This window comes from Burkholderia sp. M6-3 (assembly GCF_050858985.1).
GTDB lineage: Bacteria > Pseudomonadota > Gammaproteobacteria > Burkholderiales > Burkholderiaceae > Paraburkholderia > Paraburkholderia caledonica.
Map to the genome: position 1 here is coordinate 115,047 of NZ_CP110092.1, position 20,110 is coordinate 135,156.

The 20,110-nt window shown below is 57.4% G+C and carries 13 protein-coding genes and 5 pseudogenes; 8 read left to right on the forward strand and 10 right to left on the reverse strand.

Annotated features, from left to right (window positions below):
* Positions 1-363: 363 nt before the first annotated feature.
* Positions 364-1,140: pseudogene (locus OH764_RS33060) on the forward strand (transposase); the annotation flags it as partial.
* A gap of 272 nt (positions 1,141-1,412) precedes the next feature.
* On the opposite strand, the gene OH764_RS33065 reads toward OH764_RS33060, so the two are convergent.
* Genes OH764_RS33065 through OH764_RS33075 form a run of 3 tightly spaced genes read right to left on the reverse strand, consistent with a single transcriptional unit; the run spans position 1,413 to position 4,301 of the window.
* Complete coding sequence (locus OH764_RS33065) at positions 1,413-2,189, reverse strand: Rossmann-fold NAD(P)-binding domain-containing protein (protein WP_498851634.1); 777 nt, start codon at positions 2,187-2,189, stop codon at positions 1,413-1,415.
* 51 nt (positions 2,190-2,240) lie between these two features.
* The gene (locus OH764_RS33070; RefSeq protein ID WP_498851635.1) at positions 2,241-3,434 is read right to left on the reverse strand and encodes an MFS transporter; all 1,194 of its coding nucleotides are present in this window, start codon (positions 3,432-3,434) and stop codon (positions 2,241-2,243) included.
* A gap of 3 nt (positions 3,435-3,437) precedes the next feature.
* Positions 3,438-4,301, reverse strand: coding sequence for a Rossmann-fold NAD(P)-binding domain-containing protein (locus OH764_RS33075; RefSeq protein ID WP_498851636.1), 864 nt, complete (start codon positions 4,299-4,301; stop codon positions 3,438-3,440).
* A 131-nt stretch (positions 4,302-4,432) separates the two neighbouring features.
* Here OH764_RS33075 and OH764_RS33080 point away from each other — a divergent pair, with 131 nt between their 5' ends.
* The 4 genes from OH764_RS33080 (at position 4,433) to OH764_RS33095 (ending at position 9,417) form a co-directional block, all read left to right on the forward strand.
* Positions 4,433-5,335 carry a LysR family transcriptional regulator gene (locus OH764_RS33080; protein WP_498851637.1) on the forward strand — a complete coding sequence of 301 codons (903 nt, stop codon included), beginning with the start codon at positions 4,433-4,435 and terminating at the stop codon, positions 5,333-5,335.
* Between the two features lie 239 nt (positions 5,336-5,574).
* A complete protein-coding gene (locus OH764_RS33085) occupies positions 5,575-6,252 on the forward strand; it encodes a (2Fe-2S)-binding protein (RefSeq protein WP_498851638.1) in 678 nt (225 codons plus the stop codon).
* Complete coding sequence (locus OH764_RS33090; protein WP_498851639.1) at positions 6,239-7,219, forward strand: FAD binding domain-containing protein; 981 nt, start codon at positions 6,239-6,241, stop codon at positions 7,217-7,219. The genes OH764_RS33085 and OH764_RS33090 overlap by 14 nt, the downstream gene beginning before the upstream one ends.
* Positions 7,219-9,417 (forward strand): xanthine dehydrogenase family protein molybdopterin-binding subunit, encoded by a 2,199-nt coding sequence (locus OH764_RS33095; RefSeq protein WP_498851640.1) that lies wholly within the window; start codon positions 7,219-7,221, stop codon positions 9,415-9,417. Before OH764_RS33090 ends, OH764_RS33095 begins: the two co-directional genes overlap by 1 nt.
* A gap of 21 nt (positions 9,418-9,438) precedes the next feature.
* Here OH764_RS33095 and OH764_RS33100 read toward each other — a convergent pair whose 3' ends face one another.
* From OH764_RS33100 to OH764_RS33120, 5 genes and pseudogenes are all read right to left on the reverse strand, one after another.
* Positions 9,439-10,392 (reverse strand): LysR family transcriptional regulator, encoded by a 954-nt coding sequence (locus tag OH764_RS33100; protein WP_498851641.1) that lies wholly within the window; start codon positions 10,390-10,392, stop codon positions 9,439-9,441.
* 773 nt (positions 10,393-11,165) lie between these two features.
* Positions 11,166-12,292, reverse strand: a pseudogene (locus OH764_RS33105) (IS256 family transposase).
* Positions 12,293-12,591: 299 nt separating this feature from the next.
* Positions 12,592-13,757, reverse strand: a pseudogene (locus tag OH764_RS33110) (IS3 family transposase); the annotation flags it as partial.
* 365 nt (positions 13,758-14,122) lie between these two features.
* Positions 14,123-15,505: a hypothetical protein gene (locus OH764_RS33115; RefSeq protein WP_498851642.1), complete on the reverse strand. Its 1,383-nt coding sequence runs from the start codon at positions 15,503-15,505 to the stop codon at positions 14,123-14,125.
* 330 nt (positions 15,506-15,835) lie between these two features.
* Positions 15,836-16,099 carry a hypothetical protein gene (locus OH764_RS33120; protein WP_498851643.1) on the reverse strand — a complete coding sequence of 88 codons (264 nt, stop codon included), beginning with the start codon at positions 16,097-16,099 and terminating at the stop codon, positions 15,836-15,838.
* A 701-nt stretch (positions 16,100-16,800) separates the two neighbouring features.
* On the opposite strand from OH764_RS33120, the gene OH764_RS33125 reads away from it, so the two are divergent.
* The 3 genes from OH764_RS33125 (at position 16,801) to OH764_RS33135 (ending at position 19,112) form a co-directional block, all read left to right on the forward strand.
* Positions 16,801-17,382, forward strand: a complete 582-nt coding sequence (locus OH764_RS33125) for a hypothetical protein (protein ID WP_498851644.1) — start codon at positions 16,801-16,803, stop codon at positions 17,380-17,382.
* Positions 17,383-17,610: 228 nt separating this feature from the next.
* The gene (locus tag OH764_RS33130) at positions 17,611-18,159 is read left to right on the forward strand and encodes an RNA polymerase sigma factor (RefSeq protein WP_498851645.1); all 549 of its coding nucleotides are present in this window, start codon (positions 17,611-17,613) and stop codon (positions 18,157-18,159) included.
* On the forward strand, positions 18,156-19,112 hold the full coding sequence (locus OH764_RS33135; RefSeq protein WP_498851646.1) for an anti-sigma factor family protein: 957 nt from the start codon (positions 18,156-18,158) through the stop codon (positions 19,110-19,112). The genes OH764_RS33130 and OH764_RS33135 overlap by 4 nt, the downstream gene beginning before the upstream one ends.
* Positions 19,113-19,268: 156 nt before the next feature.
* Here the strand turns inward: OH764_RS33135 and OH764_RS33140 are convergent.
* Positions 19,269-19,487, reverse strand: a pseudogene (locus tag OH764_RS33140) (IS3 family transposase); the annotation flags it as partial.
* Positions 19,488-19,499: 12 nt separating this feature from the next.
* Positions 19,500-20,110, reverse strand: a pseudogene (locus tag OH764_RS33145) (transposase); the annotation flags it as partial.

Consider the following 20,110-nt stretch of genomic DNA (forward strand, 5'->3'; position numbering starts at 1 on the left):
ATGGCTCATAATGATGGGCACTAAGCCACGCCGCTTGCTCGATTGGTTACCCCGCCGAGTGCTGCAGTTTCTATGCGTGGTTGTTTGGCTAAGAGGTCAGGTCGAGTGCGTCCATGTGGAGGCTGCGCACAATTTTGAGAAGGACACTCGCAAATCGCGCCGCTGATCAACCAAATGCACAGCCGCTGCACCTGATGCCACGGCTCCAAGGCGGTGTATCGTCCGAAGGGCGTTGCGTTTTTGGGACTTGACGGAAGCCATCGCAGACGATGTTCCGAATACATGTCGGATGCGGGTTTGTGAAGGCGCACTAATCGCCGAAACGGACTCAGCGCGTTGAGGTTAACTGACTCATGCAAGTGGTTGAAGGCACTGACCGACGAACTTGTTTTTGCGGGTCTTGGTTTGGACAGTGTAGGCCAAGGACCACGGGCTGCCCCTGATACAATCCGGGCGTTATGCCCAAAATATATCTACGGGTATCTGAACCGTGTATCCTCCAGCCGGCGTCTTGATCGCGAAAGCCAGCGCAATGCGGAGTTGATGCGGCTGACGGTACGTCTGACGCCACAATTCAAGACGATAGCCAAATTTCGTCGCGATAACGGTCCCGCCGTCGGCAACGCATGCCGTCATTTCATCGAACTGCGTAGCGGACTGAAGCTGCTAACTGGCGAAATGGTGGCGATCGACGGCAGCAAGTTCAAGGCAGTGAAGAGCCGCGACAGAAACTACACGGTCGCGAAGCTCGACAATTGTCAGCAGCAGATTTAGGAAAACGTTCAATGGTATCTCGTCAGGATTGAGACTGCAGAACGGGCCAGTCAAAATGGTTTCATGTAAAACCGTTCGCGTGTTCGGGAAGATCGCATGTTGCGTCAACGGATGCGTGAGCTCGAACAATTGAACCGGATGGCCAGCTGGCGCTTAACCCCCGTGGAACTTGAGGCGACAAATATCGGGGTCGATCGCGGCAACTCAGGAGGACGGGAAGTTGCACAAAAAGCGCGATGTCAAGCTAAAGCTGAAGGTGCTGGCTGACCGCGGCTACTTCAGTGGTTCGGACAGCCTTGCCTGTGAACTGGCCGCGATCACTACGTATGTCCCGAACCACCCACCTCGGCGTCAATAAAGAAAGGACGAGCCTTCTTGTTCTGGCATACAAACCCAAAGCGACTCATGAATATACTCGGGGTTGCGCGGACAATAAAGGCAATGAGGATGACTAGAAGCTGAGGCGTTGAAGGTGTTTTTCGCGCTCGTATTGCTCGAATCCCGCGAGCTCGACACGTCTAACTTGATTGACCCGGCCGCCAAGCTCGCCCTCAGACGCGAAAATTGAGTTCCCACGCACTTGGCCAACACCAGACGTAGATCGAGTCACAAGTACGATGTCACGCCGGTTGTTCTTCTCATGTTTCCTCGATTCGGATTCCGGTCATCTGCGCACAAATCGTTAGTAAACGGTTTTGAATCGCGGTGTCGTAAGCAATTGGATTGGGAGCGCGCTGACGCATATGATAAAAGTACTTACCGGTGACGCATGCTTCAGGATCGTCACTCGACGCAAGCCACGCCTGCGTGAGATGTGCTTGACGCAAATCATCCGGTGCATCAGGGCCGCCCATTCGTGTTGGGACCCAACCAGGCTCAAGTGCGTTGACGCGAACGTCCGTCCAGCGGTGAGCAATTCCGAAAGCAAAAAGTACGTTGTAGAGCTTGCTTTCGGAGTATGCCTGTGCTCCGTCCCATTCTCGTTTTGTCCACTTGATGTCGTCCAGATTCGGCCCAGTGAACCTGTGCATCCCAGAGCTAAGGAACACTAGCCGCCTAGGCTTTCGCATTAACGCAGTTAGGGTATAGGGGGCGATGACGTTAATTGCCAAGACGTGCGGCAGACCGTCAGCCGTTTCTATGCGACGCGGTTCTCGATACCCGACGCCAACGTTATGGATCACCGCGTCGAAATGCCCCAGCCCATTTGCCAACTCCGCGACATCTCGTGCGCCCGAGATGGTGGAGATGTCACCCTCAATAATTGCCTCCGCTTCGGGGAGCATGCTTAAGGCTTGCGCCGCACGGGTGGAATTGCGTGCGTGTAGAACGACATCGTGACCTTGGCGCGCAAGAAGTTGTCCAGCCATTAGACCAAGACCCTCCGAGGAGCCTGTGATGAAAATGCGTGCCATGATGACCTCTCCGAATTAAAAAACAATGCTATGAACGAGTATTTGAGAACGTCAGCGAGGCTGACTTGCAGGAGCAAACCCGCGAAGTGCGCTCCCAATCGCAAGGGTAGTCAATGCTATTCCGGACAAAGAGATCACTCTCCATCCGAAATGATTTAAGCTGCTGGCACACGCGGACCCCACCGCGCCACCGATAAAAAAACAGGCTACAAAGATGCTGTTGAGACGGAACCCGGCTTCCGGTTTAAGCGACAAGATTCGTCGCTGAGATGTAACAAGATTCGTCTGGACGCCAGCGTTTATAAGTACGGCGCACGCGCAAAGCATCCATGCCGAAACAGCCAACGCGCTCCCTATGAATGCGGCCAGCATTCCAATGAGACCGGCAAGCGATACGGAATACGCCCGCCCGCGATCTGCCGCGACGCCTGCAAGAGGGGCTGTAAGTGCGCCTGCGCCACCGATCAGACCGAACGCCGCGAACGCTCGGACGGATAGCTGATAGTGATTCGCGAGCTCGACGGGCACTGCGGTCCAAAAGAGGCTGAAGGCTCCAAAGAGGAAGCCTTGGGTTAGCGCCCTATTTCGGAGCTCTGGCGTCGATAGGAAAAGAGAACCCAACGACCTAAGCAACTGCCAGTAATTCGAAGCTTGATTCGGTCTCCGCACGGGGAGTATGAGCGCCATCACAACTGTCGACGCCGCAACAAAGCAAGCCTGAACCGCGTATAGTACTCTCCACCCCAACACATCACCGACGAGGCTCGCAACAGGCCACGCGAGGAGTATTCCCACAAGCAATCCGCCCGTAACGCTCCCTACCACCGTGCCGCGTTCGGACGGTGAAGACATCGACGCAGCGCAGGTCACGATTATCTGTATGGCGACCGAAAACGCGCCGATCCCGAAAGACGCGGCAAAGAAAGTCAACGCAGTCTGCGCTATAGCCGCTGTCCATAATGAAGCTGCTGACAATCCGAGAATCGTCAGCACCACACTGCGGTTTTCAACAAGATCTCCTAGTGGAGCGAGAAACACCAATCCTGCGACGTAACCACACTGACTGCAAGTGACCAAGAGACCAGCCATTGGTGAGTCAACATGAAGAGCTTTTGCGATTGCGACCACCTGAGGTTGTGCAAAATAACTGCCCATAGACACGAGACCACACTGCATTGCAAGCGCTATTACTTTGGCGAAGCCAAGGTTATTTGGCTCCGCATGCTGTCGCAGGATCGAGGACATGCTTTACTCCTTCGCTACCAAATCACGCAGTACAGTTTTAAGATTAGTGGTACCTTGGCGTTGCTCTACGGTACCGCGCTCGAAGTCGAGCCATCCTTCGTTAAAACCGTCGAGCATGCGAAGGCGAGCCTCGGGGTGCAGCATTCCCTCGCGTCGGAACTGCGACTCCCAAGTGTCACGCGGTACAGCGTTGACATCAACGATGTGTCCCATTGCTTCGGAGAAAGCTGCAGCGATATCGTTGGGGCTTACGAGCTCTGGGCCCGAAAGCTCGACAACTTTAACGCCTGTCCAGTTCTCTTGCAGCAGTTGGGCAGCCGTCGCGCCGATGTCTCGGGTCGCTACCATATTTATGCCACGGTCGAGGGGTTGCAGATAACTCTTAATGAGTCCGGTTCGCGCGTCGGCGACGTCCCATGATGCGTTTTCCATAAACCACGCAGGACGCAGAAACGCGACTGGCAGTTGCAATTCAGCAAGCGCTCGCTCGTAGAAGCCTGCGTTGTTGAGCAAGTTGAATTTGGAGACATGAGCTCCAATCGTCGACAAAAAAACGACTTTTCCAGGGCGAGTGCGATTTAGTGCGGCCGTCACTGCTCGTACCGTCTGCTGCACCTTGGGGAATCCGGGGGCGGGATCGTATTCAGGCGGATTCATCAGAAACACGCCAGAAGAGTGTGAGAATGCCTCGTGGAGGGCCTCGCCGTTAGAAGCGTCTGGAACGATAGAGATTTCGCAGCCCTTCTCTCTCCACTTTGCGCCTTTTTCGGCGTCGCGTACCACCGCGCGTACGCTGAGCCCATGTTCCAGCAGGACGTCAGCGACGACTCCGCCGACTTTTCCAGTAATTCCGGTCACCACAAACATGTAACTCTCCTTGGTTAAGCGCCTCGCGGCGCGGATTAGTTGATGGGCTAGAAGATAGTCGAGCTGCGGTTTTTATTTAATATGGCGACGATCAAAACATTTATGCGAAAACTCAAAGATGGGGAGGGTAAGTGATGGACGGTCGGCTTCTTGCAGGCATGAGCGTGCTCTCTGCCGTTGTCGAAACAGGAAGTTTTACTAAGGCTGCGGAAGTGCTGGGCCTGTCGCCTTCCGGTGTCAGCCGCGCAGTATCGCGGCTCGAAGAGCGGATCGGTGTTAGGTTGCTTGATCGCACCACCCGCGCCTTGCGGTTGACGGGGGAGGGCGCGCAGCTATATGAATTGGCGACTCCGCACATCGCCGGGATAGAAGAAGCGGCCAACGTCGTGGCGGGCGCCGCGGCGGTAGTGAAGGGAACTCTTAAAGCAAACGTGAATCAGCTTTTTGCGAGGTGTCTACTGGCCCCTCGTCTGGCAGAGTTTGTCGAGCGGTATCCTCATATTGACCTCACGGTTACCCAGTTGCCGGACGTCGGCGGCCTGGTCGGTGATGGCATCGACGTAGCGGTTCGCTTTGGCCCTCAACCGCCATCCACCATGACTTCGAGGCTACTGCTAGAAACGAGGGTCTTGACCGTCGCCTCGCCTGCATACCTGCACAAGCATGGCCGACCGGCACAGCCGACAGATCTAGGTAAGCATGCTTGCATTCAGTACATTGACCCCCACAAAGGGAAGCCGTTTCCTTGGGAATTTCATAACGGGGACAAAGTTTTGCGCGTTCAGACCGCGGGAGAATTGATACTGACCGATGTAGACACTATGGTTCATGCTTGCATTGGCGGGGCAGGAATAGCCCAAGTGCTAGCGCTTGGCGTTGAGGAATTTCTGCAACAAGGCGCGCTTGTCGAGCTATTTCCTGACTGGCCGGGGGAAACTTTCCCCTTATACGTGGTCCGCCCTTCGCGACGGCTCCCCTCCGCAGCGGTCGAAGTTTTCATATCATTTTGTCTCCAGATAGCACAGCGCCTATAAGACGTTGCTTAACCATCTGCCCGGTAGCCGCGACCCTCCTGCCAAACTGACGTGGGGTCGTGCACTACCCTGCGGCAACGCGGGCGTCATGACAATCTGTCATTCTAAAAATGACAAGTCTGCTCTCGCTGTCTACTTTATGCTGCACCATAATCGCAGCCGGTGGCACCCTGGCAGATGTAGCTGCAAATGCTTTCTTGAAAAGCCGAAAGGGCAAAAGCAAGCGAAACGGAGTGTGTATGAGCGAACCATCGAATTTAATTGGCCCAACGTCTGATGCGCATGATATATCTGCCGACGGCGGTGTGATGATCACCCGTCGTGGACTTTTCAAATCAACTCTCGCCGTCGCCACGGCTGCTGCCATGAGCAACTTGCCAGCGGCCGCGAGTGAGTCGACAGACGGAAAAACAGGTGCTGCCCGTAACAACGTTGTCTCGGTGACAGTCAGCGTCAATGATGTAGTCCATCGACTTGACGTTCGTTCAGACGTGACTTTGCTGGATCTTCTGCGTGAGCAGCTGCAGTTGACCGGAACCAAGAAAGGTTGTAACCGCGGTGAGTGCGGTGCTTGCACGGTGATGCTCGACAATAGACGAGTAAACGCGTGTTTTGTGTTCGCTGCGACGTTGGACGGACGGCGCGTAACGACGATCGAAGGTATAGCTTCGCCCGGCAGCCTTCATCCAGTTCAAAAGGCGTTCATAGCTTGCGATGCATTCCAGTGTGGATTCTGTACCTCCGGACAGGTGATGTCTGCAATCGGCTGCATTAAGGAAGGGCATACTCGATCGAACGCGGAAATTCGCGAATGGATGAGCGGTAATTTGTGTCGATGTTCGGCTTATCCCCAAATTGCCTCTGCCGTGGAGATGGCTGCGTCGGAGCTTGAAGGAGGGAAGCATGGATCCGTTTGAGTTCTATTGCGCCACTAGCACAGCCGAGGCGTTAAGGCTCGGGGATTCCAGTCAGTCGATGTTTCTCGCGGGAGGCACGGAGCTGCTCAATTGGATGCGCATAGGCATTACCCGGCCGACGAGGATTGTCGATATCGGTCGACTCGAGGGACTTTCTGTTATCCAGCAGACACCTACGGGTGGAGTGAACATAGGAGCATTGTGCAAGCTCAACGACATTGCTGAGAACGACTTGATTGCTAGGCAGTATCCTGTTCTTTCACAAGCGATTCTGAAGGCAGCATCAGCGCAAATCCGAAATCTTGCAACGATTGGCGGCAACCCGCTGCAACGTGTGCGCTGTCCCTATTTTCGCGCAGAAGAACCGACTCCCTGCAACAAGCGTAATCCCGGGTCCGGCTGCGCCGCAGTGCATGGATATAACGAAAAGCATGCAATATTTGGATGGACCGAGGATTGCGTGGCGGTCCAACCGTCCGATCCCGCCGTGGCTCTGGCTGCGCTTGACGCAGTCTATATAACGGAGCGACCGGGCGGTGGGCGGCGTCTTCCCGCGCGGAATTTCCATGTCCTGCCCACCGAGAACCCGTCGGCGCACAATCGCCTCGGTGCAGGGGAGTTGATCATCGCGGTTGAAATCCCCAAGCCGTCGCCACAGTCCGCTTATCTGAAAATACGCGAACGCGAAAGCTATGAGTACGCCACTGTCTCTGCCGCAGTTGCCTTGGAACTCGATGGGGATCAGATAACTGCCGCGAGGATCGCGTTAGGTTCCGTCGCGATGCGGCCTTGGCGACTCGACGCTACAGAGAAACTGTTAATCGGGCAGCAGCTCGGAAGCGATGAGATCGTTAACGCTGTGAACGCTGGATTTGCAAATGCTCGCGCGCTATCGAGAAACGGGTATAAAGTCGCGATTGCTCGCAATGCCGTACTTCGGACTATTGAAACTGCAGCGAGGACTTGATGAGTAATCTTGGTCAGCCTATTCCGCGACATGATGGAATTGTTAAGGTAACTGGCACTGCGAAATATGCGAGCGACTTCAATCTGCCTTCACAGCTTTATGGAGTTTTTGTATGCTCGACTGTACCCGCGGGTAAGGTAGTGTCCGTTGAGACGAAGATGGCAATGTCCCGTCGCGGTGTGGTCCGCGTACTGGCTTGGCAAGACATGCCCCGAATTCATGCAAATTTTAGCAACCTATCGGTGCCGCCGTTGGCAACGCGGTTTGTGCCAATGCAGTCGGATGAGGTTGTGCATGAGGGGCAACCCGTCGCCATTGTGCTCGCCGAGAGTTTGCAGGCTGCGGAGTCTGGTGCCGCAGCTGTTCGGGTGAGATATTATCGACGTCCGTTCACTGCTCCAGACAGTGCGGATATCGTTGATGTCGATCCGGCAAAAGGTCAATACTCGAAAGCTGGTACTGTAGATTTTCGCAAGGGAAACGTTGAGAAAGCTCTAGCTGAATCGCACTTTCGGACAGACGCGCAGTACTTGCAGCCCTCCCGCCACGGTAATCCCATGGAACCCAGCGCGATAGTCGCGACCTGGGAAGATAATCGATTGACTGTGTATGACTCAGTCCAACACCTTCCGGCTGTGCAAAATGCGCTGGCGGCCGCGTTCGGAGTAGCGAATGACAGCGTCCGAGTGATCGCGCCGCACACCGGAGGCGGCTTTGGTATCAAAGCTTTTGTTTGGCCGCATGAGATCTTGGCGAGCATGGCGGCATCGGTGATGCGCCGCCCGGTCAAGATTGCCTTGACTCGCCAGCAACAGTACAGCATGGTGGGTTACCAGCCTCTACTATCCCAAGCCGTTCGCCTTGGTGCTAATGACGATGGCAGATTGCAAGCGATTAAGCACGATGTCGTGAATGTGACGTCGGTTACCGACGACTACGTGGAGTTCGCAGCGGTCGCCGCAAAAGCGTTCTATTCGTGTGAAAATATAGCGACGACTCAGAAGGTCAGGCGCGGAAACGTGGTGTTGCCCACATTCATGCGCTCGCCATGGGACGGTCCCGGTTCTTGGGCTCTGGGCTCAGCGATGGATGAGTTAGCGCGCTCCTTAAACATGGATCCGCTGGACCTGCGGCTGATCAACTACACCGAAGTCGATCCTGAGAGCGGGATGCCTTGGTCGTCTAAGAAGTTGAGGGAAGCTTACGAACAAGCGTCGCAACGTTTTGGTTGGCGCGAGCGTCGCAAGGGAGCTAAAGACGGTTACTGGCATATTGGTTATGGGATGGCTGATTGCGGCCAAGGCCAAGCGCGGTTCCATTCGACGGCGCGGGTGAGACTTCGTGCTGATGCAACTGCTCAGTTAGAGTCAAGTTTTTGTGATATTGGAACCGGGCCGAGTACCATTTTTCCACAAATTGTCGCCGAGATACTAGGCCTTGACCCAGCGAAAGTCACTGCTGCTTACGGCGATACTAGATTGCCTTACGCAGGCCCCACTTATGGGTCAAGTACGACTATAAGTACGGGTGCGGCGGTTCAGCGCGCAGCCAAAGATGTTAGAAATAAGCTTACGAGGCTGGCAGGGTGGAAGGGCGAAGAAGTGCTGGTAAGAGACGGGAAGGTCTTTCGCGGCGCGGAGTGGCGTTCCATCGAGGACATCCTTGCGAGTGCCGGTGTTTGGGAGCTCGCATCGGAAGCTGCGTTCGATTTGCCTGATAACGCGCCCGTCGACATGGGAGATAAAAACCATCCCACTCGCTCGTTTGGAGTGGTGATGGTTGAGGTGGGTGTGGATCCTGACTTGGGGTTATTGCGCCTCCGTCGTGCAACCGGCGTGTACAGTGCGGGCCGCATCATAAATTCGATGACTGCGCGATCGCAGATGATTGGTGGCATCGTTTGGGGCTGGGGCATGGCAGCTATGGAGGCGAGTCACTACGAACCGTCCCTTGGCAGATGGCTAGCAAAGGATCTTGCGGGAGTCGCGATTCCTGTTAATGCCGATATCCCGCCCTCCATCGACGTTGCTTTTGTCGACGAGTACGACGGTAACTCTGGTCCGTTGGGCGCAAAAGGGATTGGAGAACTAGGCGCAACCGGTGTCGCGGCAGCCGTCGCGAATGCGGTTTACGACGCGATCGGAGTACGAATCCGTGAGTTACCAATTACACCAGAAAAGCTGGTTAGGAGCGCATAGGTTGATAGTCGACGGGTTGTCTTACGCTGGCGCGCGCTTGGTACTTACTGATTGATGAACTGAGGCAGGTCGTGCAAGCGACGCGACAAACTCCCAAAAAACTCGAACTTTTGCCGGAACGTGGTGACGTGAAGGATAGTAGGCGTAGAGAGGAAACCAATCGTCGCACCACTTAGGAAACAGTTCCACCAGACAGCCTTCTGCGATGTATTGTTCGACGCCAAGCTCCATGACCTGCGCGATCGCGTGCCCTGCTAGGCAAATGCTATGCATGGTGCCAACATCATTAACTAGCAGTCGCCCCCCTACGTCCACAACGATCTTCTTCTGACCACGACAAAACTCCCAGTCAAATGGATGGCCGGTGGCTGGGTCGCGAAATCGAATACATGTATGAGAACCTGTTGCCAGCTCTACCGGTTGCTTGGGCTGCCCGTGGCGAGCGATATACGAAGGCGATGCCACGGTGAGTATCCTTGTCTCAAGTAGCTTGCGAGCGATGAGGCTGGAAGGTTGCGGGTGCCCAAACCTAACCGCTAAATCAAAGCCGTCGGAAATCATGTCGCCTAGGTGATCCCGCGTTATGAGTTCAACGTTGAGTTCACCGTATGTCTCCATAAAGGTTCCAAGCGCGGGACCCAAAAATAAACGGGAAAAGAATGGATCTACATTGACCCTGAGACGTCCTCTCACTGTTGTTGTCGCTTCGGTTTCCGAAGCTGTTGCTTCACCTAGTGCCGCGAGCAACGGCATTACCCTGTCATATAAGCGGCGGCCTTCGTCAGTCAAAGTTACGGCGCGAGGCGTTCGGTCAAGCAGCCTGATACCCAGTCTGCGCTCAAGTCGAGCTATCGCTCGGCTAACGCCGGACTGAGACATATTGACAACTTCTCCCGCCCCCGCGAAGCTCCCGGTATCCACGATTGCAGAGAGTATCCCAATTCCGTTCAAAAGCCGTGCGTCGAAGTCACTCATTGCGCTCATCCAAAATTATTGGGTGGATGGTATCGCGGAACGTGATTTGCTGCACTAGTGGTCCCTTCTGCAGAAAGGGCATAGGTCCGAAAAAAGAGAACCGCGCACGGATCCCAGTGTCCGCCCTATCAGTCATCATTAGTCGTGCCACGAGCAACCGCCCCCTGATACGCAGGAGACATACGCTCAAGGGCCAGCTTGGAACCAGTCGCAGATTACCTGCCCACCACGTTGTCGCGAGTCCAGTCCTGCCGCACCTTGAGTCTCGATACTGGATCACGAGTCGTTCGATCTGTCACACGGTCAAGCCCTACCAATCGGGCGCGCGGTCGTGCTTAAGCCCCGAATCCACTACCCCCTGAATCGTCTTCAGACGGTTCGGTTAAGGCACGTTGGACGTACGGTTCGGTTCTGTGCGTGGAGTTGCTTTTATTTTTGAGCAATCGTCCGGTGAGATGTATGTTGCCTGTCGCGGGCCGATGCCGGACTCGGGCAGATCAGGCCGCAAACGGCGGTCTGGGCAGGGAGATTGCTCGCAAGACCAAGGAGGGCGCGGCGCTCGTATGGAGCCACCGGAAAATAACACTCCCCGGCACATTGACGGCCCGCCGGAGGGTCCGGGCGGTCCGCCTCGGCTGTTCGGATTCAAGTGGTTCGCCCGAGTTGTGTGCGTCAAGGTGTGCAGAAACCGGATGTCGGTGGTTTCAGTTGATCCTTCTTTGCGGCGTGCGGTGCGAAGGGCGTAGCCCGCAGCGCCGAACGCCGCACGCCCGCTATGCAGCAGCGCGCAAGAACTCCTTCTTCTGCTCGGCCAGCAGGGCCATGTTCAGATAGCGGCTGTCCTCCAGCCACGTTTCATGCGTTTCACTGCAAAGCGCCCTGACTAAGCGCAGACACGCGGCCTCGTTGGGGAAGATCCTCACGATGCGCGTGCGCCGCCTGATCTCTTCATTCAATCGCTCGAGCATGTTGGTCGACTTCAAATGCTTGTGATGCGCGCGCGGCAGCCGGTAGAACGTCAGCGTCTCGGCAATGTTGCCTTCAACCCAATCCACGAGCTTCGGATATTTGCCCTGCCATTTGGTAATCCACGCCGCGAGGTCTCGTTGCGCCTCCTGCAGATCGCGTCGGTCGTACATCCAGCGCAACTCCTGCAAGCAGTCGTCATCGGCCTTGCGTGGCAGATAGTCCAGTGCATTACGCAGAAAGTGCCCGTAGCAGCGCTGCCAGGCGGCCTCAGGAAGCACCTCGCCGATGGCCTTCTTCAGGCCCGCATGATCGTCCGAGGCGACGAACTCCACGCCTGAGAGCCCGCGCTTTTTCAGCCCCAGCAAGAACTCCTTCCAGCTCGAATGGCTCTCGCGGTTAGCCAGCTCCACGGCCAGCACTTGCCGGTGACCTTCCCAGTTGATGCCGATGGCAATCAGCACCGCTTGCGAGCGAATCATGCCTGATTCACGCACCTTCTCATAGCGAGCATCGACAATCAGATACGGATACGCTTGCTCGAGCGGCCGGTGCGCGAACTTCGCCAGCGTTGCGTCGAGCCCTTTATTGATGGCCGAGATCGCCGAGGCCGAGAAGCTGTGACCGCATAGCTCTTCGGTAATCGCCTTGACCTTGCGGGTAGAGACGCCCGCACGTACATCTCGGCGAGCGCAGCCACCAGCGCTTTCTCGCTGCGCGCATAGCGCTCGAACAAGGCGGTCGAGAATTCGCCGTGACGGTCGCGTGGCACGCGAAGCTCCAGCTTGCCGATGCGCGTCACCAGCCCGCGGCCGTAATAACCGGCTCGATAGCCACTGCGTGTCTCGGTCCGCTCGTTAGGCGATGCCCCCAGCAGTTCGGTCATCTCCGCTTCGAGCACTTCCTGAAGCGCATCCTTCATGAGCGCCTTCATCAGGTCCCGGTCGCCGGCAACCAGCGCTTCCACTGGCGGCCGGTTAGTACTACGCTTGGTCGTGGCCATGGCGTAAGCCCTCCCGAGGGCAGGTGGAGGAACTCGACATTCATCAACTTACACCACGGCCACCCTTCCTAAGCATGTTCCCGCCAGCACCTTTTTGCACACTTCTCGGTACATTACCTTCGCCCGTCGCATCCAGCGTTTCACCAAGGGCGCGCTGCATACGGGTCGTTTTCAACCGAATCAGGATTGACCCTGCCTCGTTTCCACGTACAGCAGATCATGCCGCGATCCGCGATCAACGCGGCCTCGTGGTCGACAGGGGTAAGAAATCCTATCGAGGTGTGCAGACGCTCTCGATTGTAGTAGCCCTCGATCCAGTCGACGATATCCAGACGAGCCTGCGCCCGAGTTTCGTAGTGGACCTCATAGATTCTCTCGACTTTCAGGGTCTTGAACAAGCTTTCCATCGGGGCGTTGTCCCACGCGTTGGCACGACGGCTCATAGAGATCGTTGCCTTGAATCCAGCAGCCAGCTTTTGGTATGCCCGGCTTGCATACTGGGCCCCTCTGTCGGAATGTAACAGCAGTCCCGGCGCCGGTTTGCGTTGCCAGCACGCGCTGCGCAGTGCCTGGCAAACAAGCTCGGCGTCAATGCGTTCGGACACTGACCAGCCCACTACGCGTCGGCTCGCCAGATCGAGTATTGCTGCGAGATACAGCCAGCCTTCGCCGGTCTCGCTAACCCAGGCACGATCAGGCTGCCAGCCGTTGAAACGACGATCGAGCAGGTTCGGCGCTACAGGCAGGCTGTGCGCCGAGTCCGTCGTGACCCGATAGGCACGCCTGTAGACCGGGCGCAAGTCCTGACGTCGCAAGCTACGTCGCACACGCTCCTCGCTCGCCGCACGACCCTGGGCTCGCAATTGACGCACGATGCGGGAGCGGCCATATGTGCCACGAGGCTCGCGGTGGATCGCCGCGACTTCCACATCCAAAGCCGCGTTCGCTTGCGCCCTCGCGCTGGGCGGTCGAACGCGCCACTGGCAATATCCGCTGCGCGAAACGCCCATAATCTGGCATAGCCGGGTGATGCTGTACTGGTCGCGGTGATCGTCGATCCAGGCGTACTTCACCGCGACCCCTTCGCGAAGTACGCCGTCGCTTTTGAGAGAATTTCAATATCCAGTTTCGCGCTGGCGAGTTCCTTGCGCAGCCGGCTGTTCTCTGCCTCCAGCTCGCTGATCGGGCGCGTAACACGTGCAGCGCTCACATCACGACCACTCGTCTCGATGCCGCCTTCGGAACTGCGGCTACGCCGACTCCAGTTCCCCAACGTCGCCACTGGCACCCCGAGCCTGCGCGCCGCTGCATGCTGCCCGGCTGTTTCGGCAAGCCTGATGGCTTCAACCTTGAACTCGTTCGTGTAATGCCTTTTCGGCACTGACTTCTCTGACATGCAATCTTCCGTACAAACAGGAAATTAACAAAATTCCTGCTGTATGCGAAATCGAGGCATGGTCATCCTGTCAGAACTCGATCCGTTCGGCCATCCGTGCTAGCCAAATACGGCTTGAGCACGAAAGGCCTGCAATCCCGCCAGCCACCTGTGAGATGCACCGTCTACCTCGGCGGGGATGCTAATGCAAGCCACCGCTCGGAAATCACCATGACACCAGTTATTGACGTACCCTTCGCCTCTTGGCTAATCGCAGCTCAACTCCAATCGATTACCACTTCTGCCGACGAAGCCAGAACCGTGGGCCCAGAAAATCAAAAGCGGGGGCGGGGGGCGGCTATTGTCCGTAACCCGGCGTCGCTGAACTACACGTTGTGCTCGCCGGGCACCACGTCTTGCGGATTCGTCTCAGGTGCGACCTGTGCGGGGCTCTGCGCACCTACGTTGCGTTCGCGTCTCCTCAGGTTAGCCACCGCCTCGCCCAGCCCATCCGTCGCGCTGCCCAAAGCTCTATTCATTCGAGAATTCATGTCGCGTACTATGGTATTCACGCCTTCCACTGTCTCGTGACCACTTTGAATCACGGTGTGAGCTGCGTTCCTGAGTCCCGGCACCGCGTAATCAGTAACCGCGCGCGTCTTCTGTCCGGCCACTTCAGCGCTCTTGAGCACCCCCGTTGACACACCTTTCTGCACAAGATCGCCTAGCGCGTTGGCGGCGCCTCGTGAGACACTAAGAATGGGGTCCGTGACGATCGCTGCCGTGGTCCATGACGGGAACACCCCAGCCGACGATAGCGTCCGTCCCGCATGCTGGGCGGCCGTCACTCCAGCTTCGTTCGCGCCCATTTTCTTTGCGAGCGCACCCGCGCTGGTTGTTGCCATGGCGACAGCGCCGAGGCCGGCACCGAGCGCGCCTACGTTCGTCGTGAGGCTGGTCGCCGTCAGCAGCGAGTGCGGCGCGCCCAGGGTGGCGTTCACGAGATTGACACCAGCCTTAGCCAACCGGCCGGCACCGTTTGCCACCGCGCCTTTCCAGGTTGCAGCTTTCAGCGCGGTGTACTGTTCCTTCCAGTCGGTACGCCCAAGCAGGTATTCGGGACCGATGCGATGGCCCTCCGCCGCGAAGTGACGGTTGACCATGTTGAAGCCCGCGCCAGCGAACGGCGAGCCGACTGCCGCCATCCATGAGTCGGTCTGCGCGGCAGCAGCCGCGCTATGCGCCGCGGTGATTGTCGGGCCGACAATGCCGCGCAGCACGTTGCGCGCCGAAAAGGTTTGGATCGCGATCGAGTTCTCTATGACCTTGCGCGCCATGCCCGCCTGCGCCGCCTCCTTCGCGTGCTTCATCGGCGCTTCGAGCGCGTCAGATGATGATGAGAGCCACTGGTTATCGACCATTACCGGTCCTAGCGCCTGCGAGCCGATGTGATCCGCGACACCCGAAGCGAGGCCTACGGCGACGCCAGCTTTGAACACGTCGGACGTGGCTTTGACGCCAGGCAGCACATCAAGCCCCGCCGCGAGCGTATTGATGAGCGCTGGCTGGGTGTCAAGTACTCGCGACATCACGCCGAACGGAATCGAGCCGAAAAAGCCGCGCCCGGCTTCCGCCGCGATATCGAGCTTCGCCGCCTTCGAGAACGTCGCCTCGATCGACTCCTTCGACTCGCCCATTTCCAGCAATTGCGACACGCGGTCGCTAATCAGCCTCTCGAAATCTTCGCGGCTCGTCGCTTCGTCCCTCATGATATGAGGAGCGAAATATCCCTCAATCAAAGCCTGAATACCCCGTCTGCGCGCTTCGCGGGCTTCTCGGCTTGCGTCGACGACGGGCTGATTGTGCTGTAGCGACGCGCGTTGCGAGCTGGCAGGAGCGTCTGCCGTTACGGACGCATCGCACGTCGAGCGCCTTGAGAAGGGTGCCAGACCTGGCATTTCGGCAAGTGACCTTGAGGGTCTGGCCGCCGTCGATGATTCAGCGCCATCGATCGAAGATGTTGATAAGCGAGGTGCGGTCGTAATACTGAAAGGCGTCAGTTTTGTTTTCATCATTCCGCGCAACCTTGAGTGTGCCGTCTATCCTACGCCACGACGCGCGTCGCCATAGAGTCGCATCCGTAATTGCGTAGCGTTGCGCGAAGGCTTCTTTCGTTTACCGAAAATCGCCAGCGCGTAATGAGGTGGTCGTTCGTCCAGATACCGGTTGCCGGAACGGCCACGTTTGCCCCGAAGCCAGTTTTGCCGCGCGACCATGCTTGAGGCCACGTCAACAATGGCCCGAATGGCTTTCAGTCGGCCGCGTTCGCGCATGTTCAATGTCACGTGTGTAGCCGCATCCATTGCCGGCTCGATAGTCCGCGAGGAAACGGCACGCACACCGAGGCAGGAACACGACGTTTCTTCTACGGGCGCTTCTTATTTGCAAGTTCGAGGGCAAGGACGGCGGTTGTTGACTTACACATCGCCTCGTCCCGTTCGCCAAATGGTCTGGCGACGAAGAGCATGTGCTGGATTGCAAATATGCATTGGGCCTGCTGCGGGCACAGCTGTGCTTGGCTCCGATTGATTTCGTTCGACGACTGCTTTTTATATCCGCGGCTTCGAGAGCCCTCAGTGATGCGTGGCAGCGGAACTCAATGCCTGCGATCTCCGAGCCGCGCTGATTGACACCTGCCCGCGCGCTTCAAACGACGTATCTGGCGATGACAGCCCGTTTTCCCAAGAACACCGCGCCACTGGAATAAACCGCGGGGCTGAGGTGTTCTTGACGGATACAACGCTCGAATACGCGTCAGCAGGCATCTCTGCGCCATTGCTTTACCGTGCATCGCGTCTTCGTCCACCGGCACATAGTCATGAAAAAACCAAAATTCTCGAGTCTAACGACCAGTACATGTCGATGTAGCAAGTCCTGGCCGCCGACCGTAAGGAGCCCGATTTGCGTCATAAAGCAAGGCTCTCGATGTGCTGGGCGGACAGCGCGTTCCCGTTCTGAAAGGCGCATGCCGCGCGTTTCACGCCCGAGGCCGCGCTAATTTACGATGTACCTGAACTTCAATAAGCCGCTAATCGGCTTCTGGCTGCTCTCCTATCCGTGGGTTAAGCCGAATGAAACATTCCCAACCGAGGCGGTTTCCGCGCTCGGTGCCTGTGCGCTCACGTCGGCGGCCTGTCTTATTATTGCGTTTGAAGCCGACTCGATCGCATGGGCGCCAGAATGTCCACATCTTGGATGGCTCGAGATGCTCAACAGTTTCCTGCTGGTTGCGTTCGCCGAACAAGCGTTTCTCCGCGGCTATAATCAAGCAGGTTTAGCGTGCCTGATTAAATCGCGGCCGCAAGCCTGGTGGCTCGGATTTATCGTCGCGGCCGTTCTCTCTTCGGTCTCGCGTACTATCAGGGTGACACGGCTCTGGGTGTGCTGGCCGGACTATCGGGGCTCGACTACGGCCTTGCGTACCGTGCCAGTGGACTGCATGACGCGATGTTTGCGCGCTTCAGACCCGATCTGGTGCAATTCAGCTTGGTTACCTATTCATTCGTCGCCCTGTTGTAAAAAGCCCGAATGCGTCGGGCGAGTGCGATACGGCAGTTTGCGTTGTGTTTCAGCCCTGATGGAATAATAATTCGATCGGGTTGTTTACGTGTTGATCGATTGCCTGCCCAATTTCGCCTTAACCTATGGATACTCCTCAGATACCGCAACCGGTCCTCAACCGTCGACGTTCGAGTCAGACGCGGACGCTGCCGCACGAATCAACCCGACACCGGTGCTCCTGTCATATCAGAGAGTACTTATTCGCCGAGCCCGTGCACGCCGGCGGTGCCGTTTCGGACGAAGACTTGTGCCAATGACCGCCGCCGACCTGTCCGCCTTGCTTCCGCCGCTGCTGCCGCGTCTTTGGGCATTCGCGCTGCGTATTTCGGGAGATCAGCACGATGCCGAAGATCTCGTGCAGCGTGCCTGCGTGCGCGCACTAGAACGCGCGCATCAGTTGCAACCGGGCACCGCGCCGCTTAGCTGGATGTTTTCGATCGTGCAATCCACGTGGATCAACGAACTGCGCGCGCGCAGCGTGCGCGGGCGCTCTAGCATGGATTGGAACGACGACTTCTTGGAAACAGTCGCCGACCCGGCGGCGCGCACGCCGGAAGAGAATGTCATGGATGGCCAGATCGTCAAGGCGGTGCAGCGGTTGCCCGAATCACAGCGCGTCGTTATGCTGCTGGTTGGAGTAGAGGGCCTTTCCTACAAGGAAGCGGCCGAGGCGCTGGGCGTGCCGATCGGCACGATAATGAGCAGACTTTCGCGGGCTCGGCAGACCATCGGCGTCCTATTTAGTGAGCTAAAAAAAGAACGCGCAAACAGCGCGGCGATTAGTAAGGACCAAGGGGCATGAAAATGGACGACATCCTGCTCATGGCATATGTGGACGGCGAACTGACGCCGCACGAGCGCGAGGAAGTCGAGAAGGCAATCTGCACCTCGGCCGATGTTGCCGAGCGCGTTGCGTTACTCGAAGCGTCGGTGCTGCCGTATCGGCGCGCATTCCAGCAACAGGCATTACCGCCGGTTCCGGAAAGCCTCACGCGCAAGATCGCCGAACTCGCGCACGCGACAGCCTTGCCCGCGGCGCCAGTGGGCGGCAACCATCGCACGGCCGCCCCCGACTCGCAGCCCGATCCTCTCGCAGGCCCTTCTTTGCCGGTACGCTCGCGCTTACGCACTGCAGCACCGTGGCTCGCGGTCGCGTTCATCGCCGGCGCCTTCTGCTGCGGCGTGGTGCTGCGATTCGCACCTGGCGCTGCGCGAGGCGGCTTCCCACAATCGGCCGCTCAGGTGGCTGCTCAGAGCAACACGCACGACGGCACACAGGGCGGCGCGTCACCGTGGGTCATGGCGGCAGTCAATTATCAGCGCCTTTACACCCGTGATACTGTCGCGCTGGATTCGTCCAATATGGCCGCAGCTGCACACATTGTAGATAACATCCGCCACGACGACGGACTACCTATTCGCGTGCCCGACCTTCGTTCGGCCGGACTGACATTCAAACGCATACAGCGGCTGCGTTATAACAACAAGCCACTCGTGCAGATCGTTTATCTGCCCGAAAAAGGCTTGCCTGTTGCCCTGTGCGTGATGAAAGACGAAAAGGCCGACTTGGCGCTCGCGCAACGACAGGTCGACAGCATGGACGTCGTCACGTGGCGGCGCGCCAAACTGAGCTATGCGCTGATCGCAACGCCCGGCGATACCGATATCGGTGCGCTCGGGAAACGCATTTCCGAAAGCAATGTGGAGGAACTCATCGGGCAGTTGTCCAAAGCCGAACGCGCATTCGCGAGTTGAGTAAATTTTCAACGACTGCTCACGCGTCGCAACACGAGCGGCTTTGAGTCCTAGAGTGGTAGCACGCGCGACCGATACCAGATCTATCGCACGAGAGGCTCACAGCGATGCTGCAAACGCTCTCACGCAAATCAGACACAAGTCTGAGTGTCGTGGTCAACTAATTTCGGACAGGCAGATGGGTTCTCTCGCTGTCGGATTCGCCTCGTAGTCGGCGGGCGACAGATAGCCCAGCGTGGAGTGCAGGCGCACCGGATTGTAGAAAGCAACGATGTACTGGTTGATATCGCGCCGAGCCTCATCGTGGTTGGCCTACTGACGCTGCCAAACGCGCTCCATTTTAAGGTTCAGGAAGAATCTCTCCATCACCGAATTGACGCTCCTATGTCAAGAAGCACGCGTCGACTCGGTCAGATCGGCCAGGATGAGCGGGTACAGTTCCCGGACGATATAGCGCTTCAGGCAACGATGGATTTCCTTGTTCGACATCCCTTCCTTTGTCCGGCGCTCGACGTAAGCCCGTGTCCTGGGATCGCTGCGCATACGCACCATGGCAATGGTCCACAAGGCATTATTGGCGGATCGGTCACCGCCCCTGTTCAGGCGGTGTCGGACCGTCTTGCCAGATGACGCTTACAAGGGACTCGTGCCACAAAGCGCTGCCAGTGCCGCCTCACTTTTCAAGCGCTCGGGGTTGTCGCCGGCGACAGCGATCAAGACGGCGGCCGTCTGCGGTCCCACGCCGAATCTTTCCCGAAGGCGTCGAGCATGCTGAGTCGTCAGACTCGCAAGCATGGCATCGAGCGCCTTGAGCTCTTCGTCCAACGCAATCCAACGCTTGGCCAGTAATCGCAGCGTTGTCGTCAGCGCCTGCAAGACGGGGGTAGCCCCCAGCGAGCGCAGACGTGCGCGACTTACAATGCATTGTGCGGTCTTCGTCTTGAGAAGACGCTCGCGAATACCTGTGGCGCGCTCACCAGCAGCGCCCGCAACTGGAA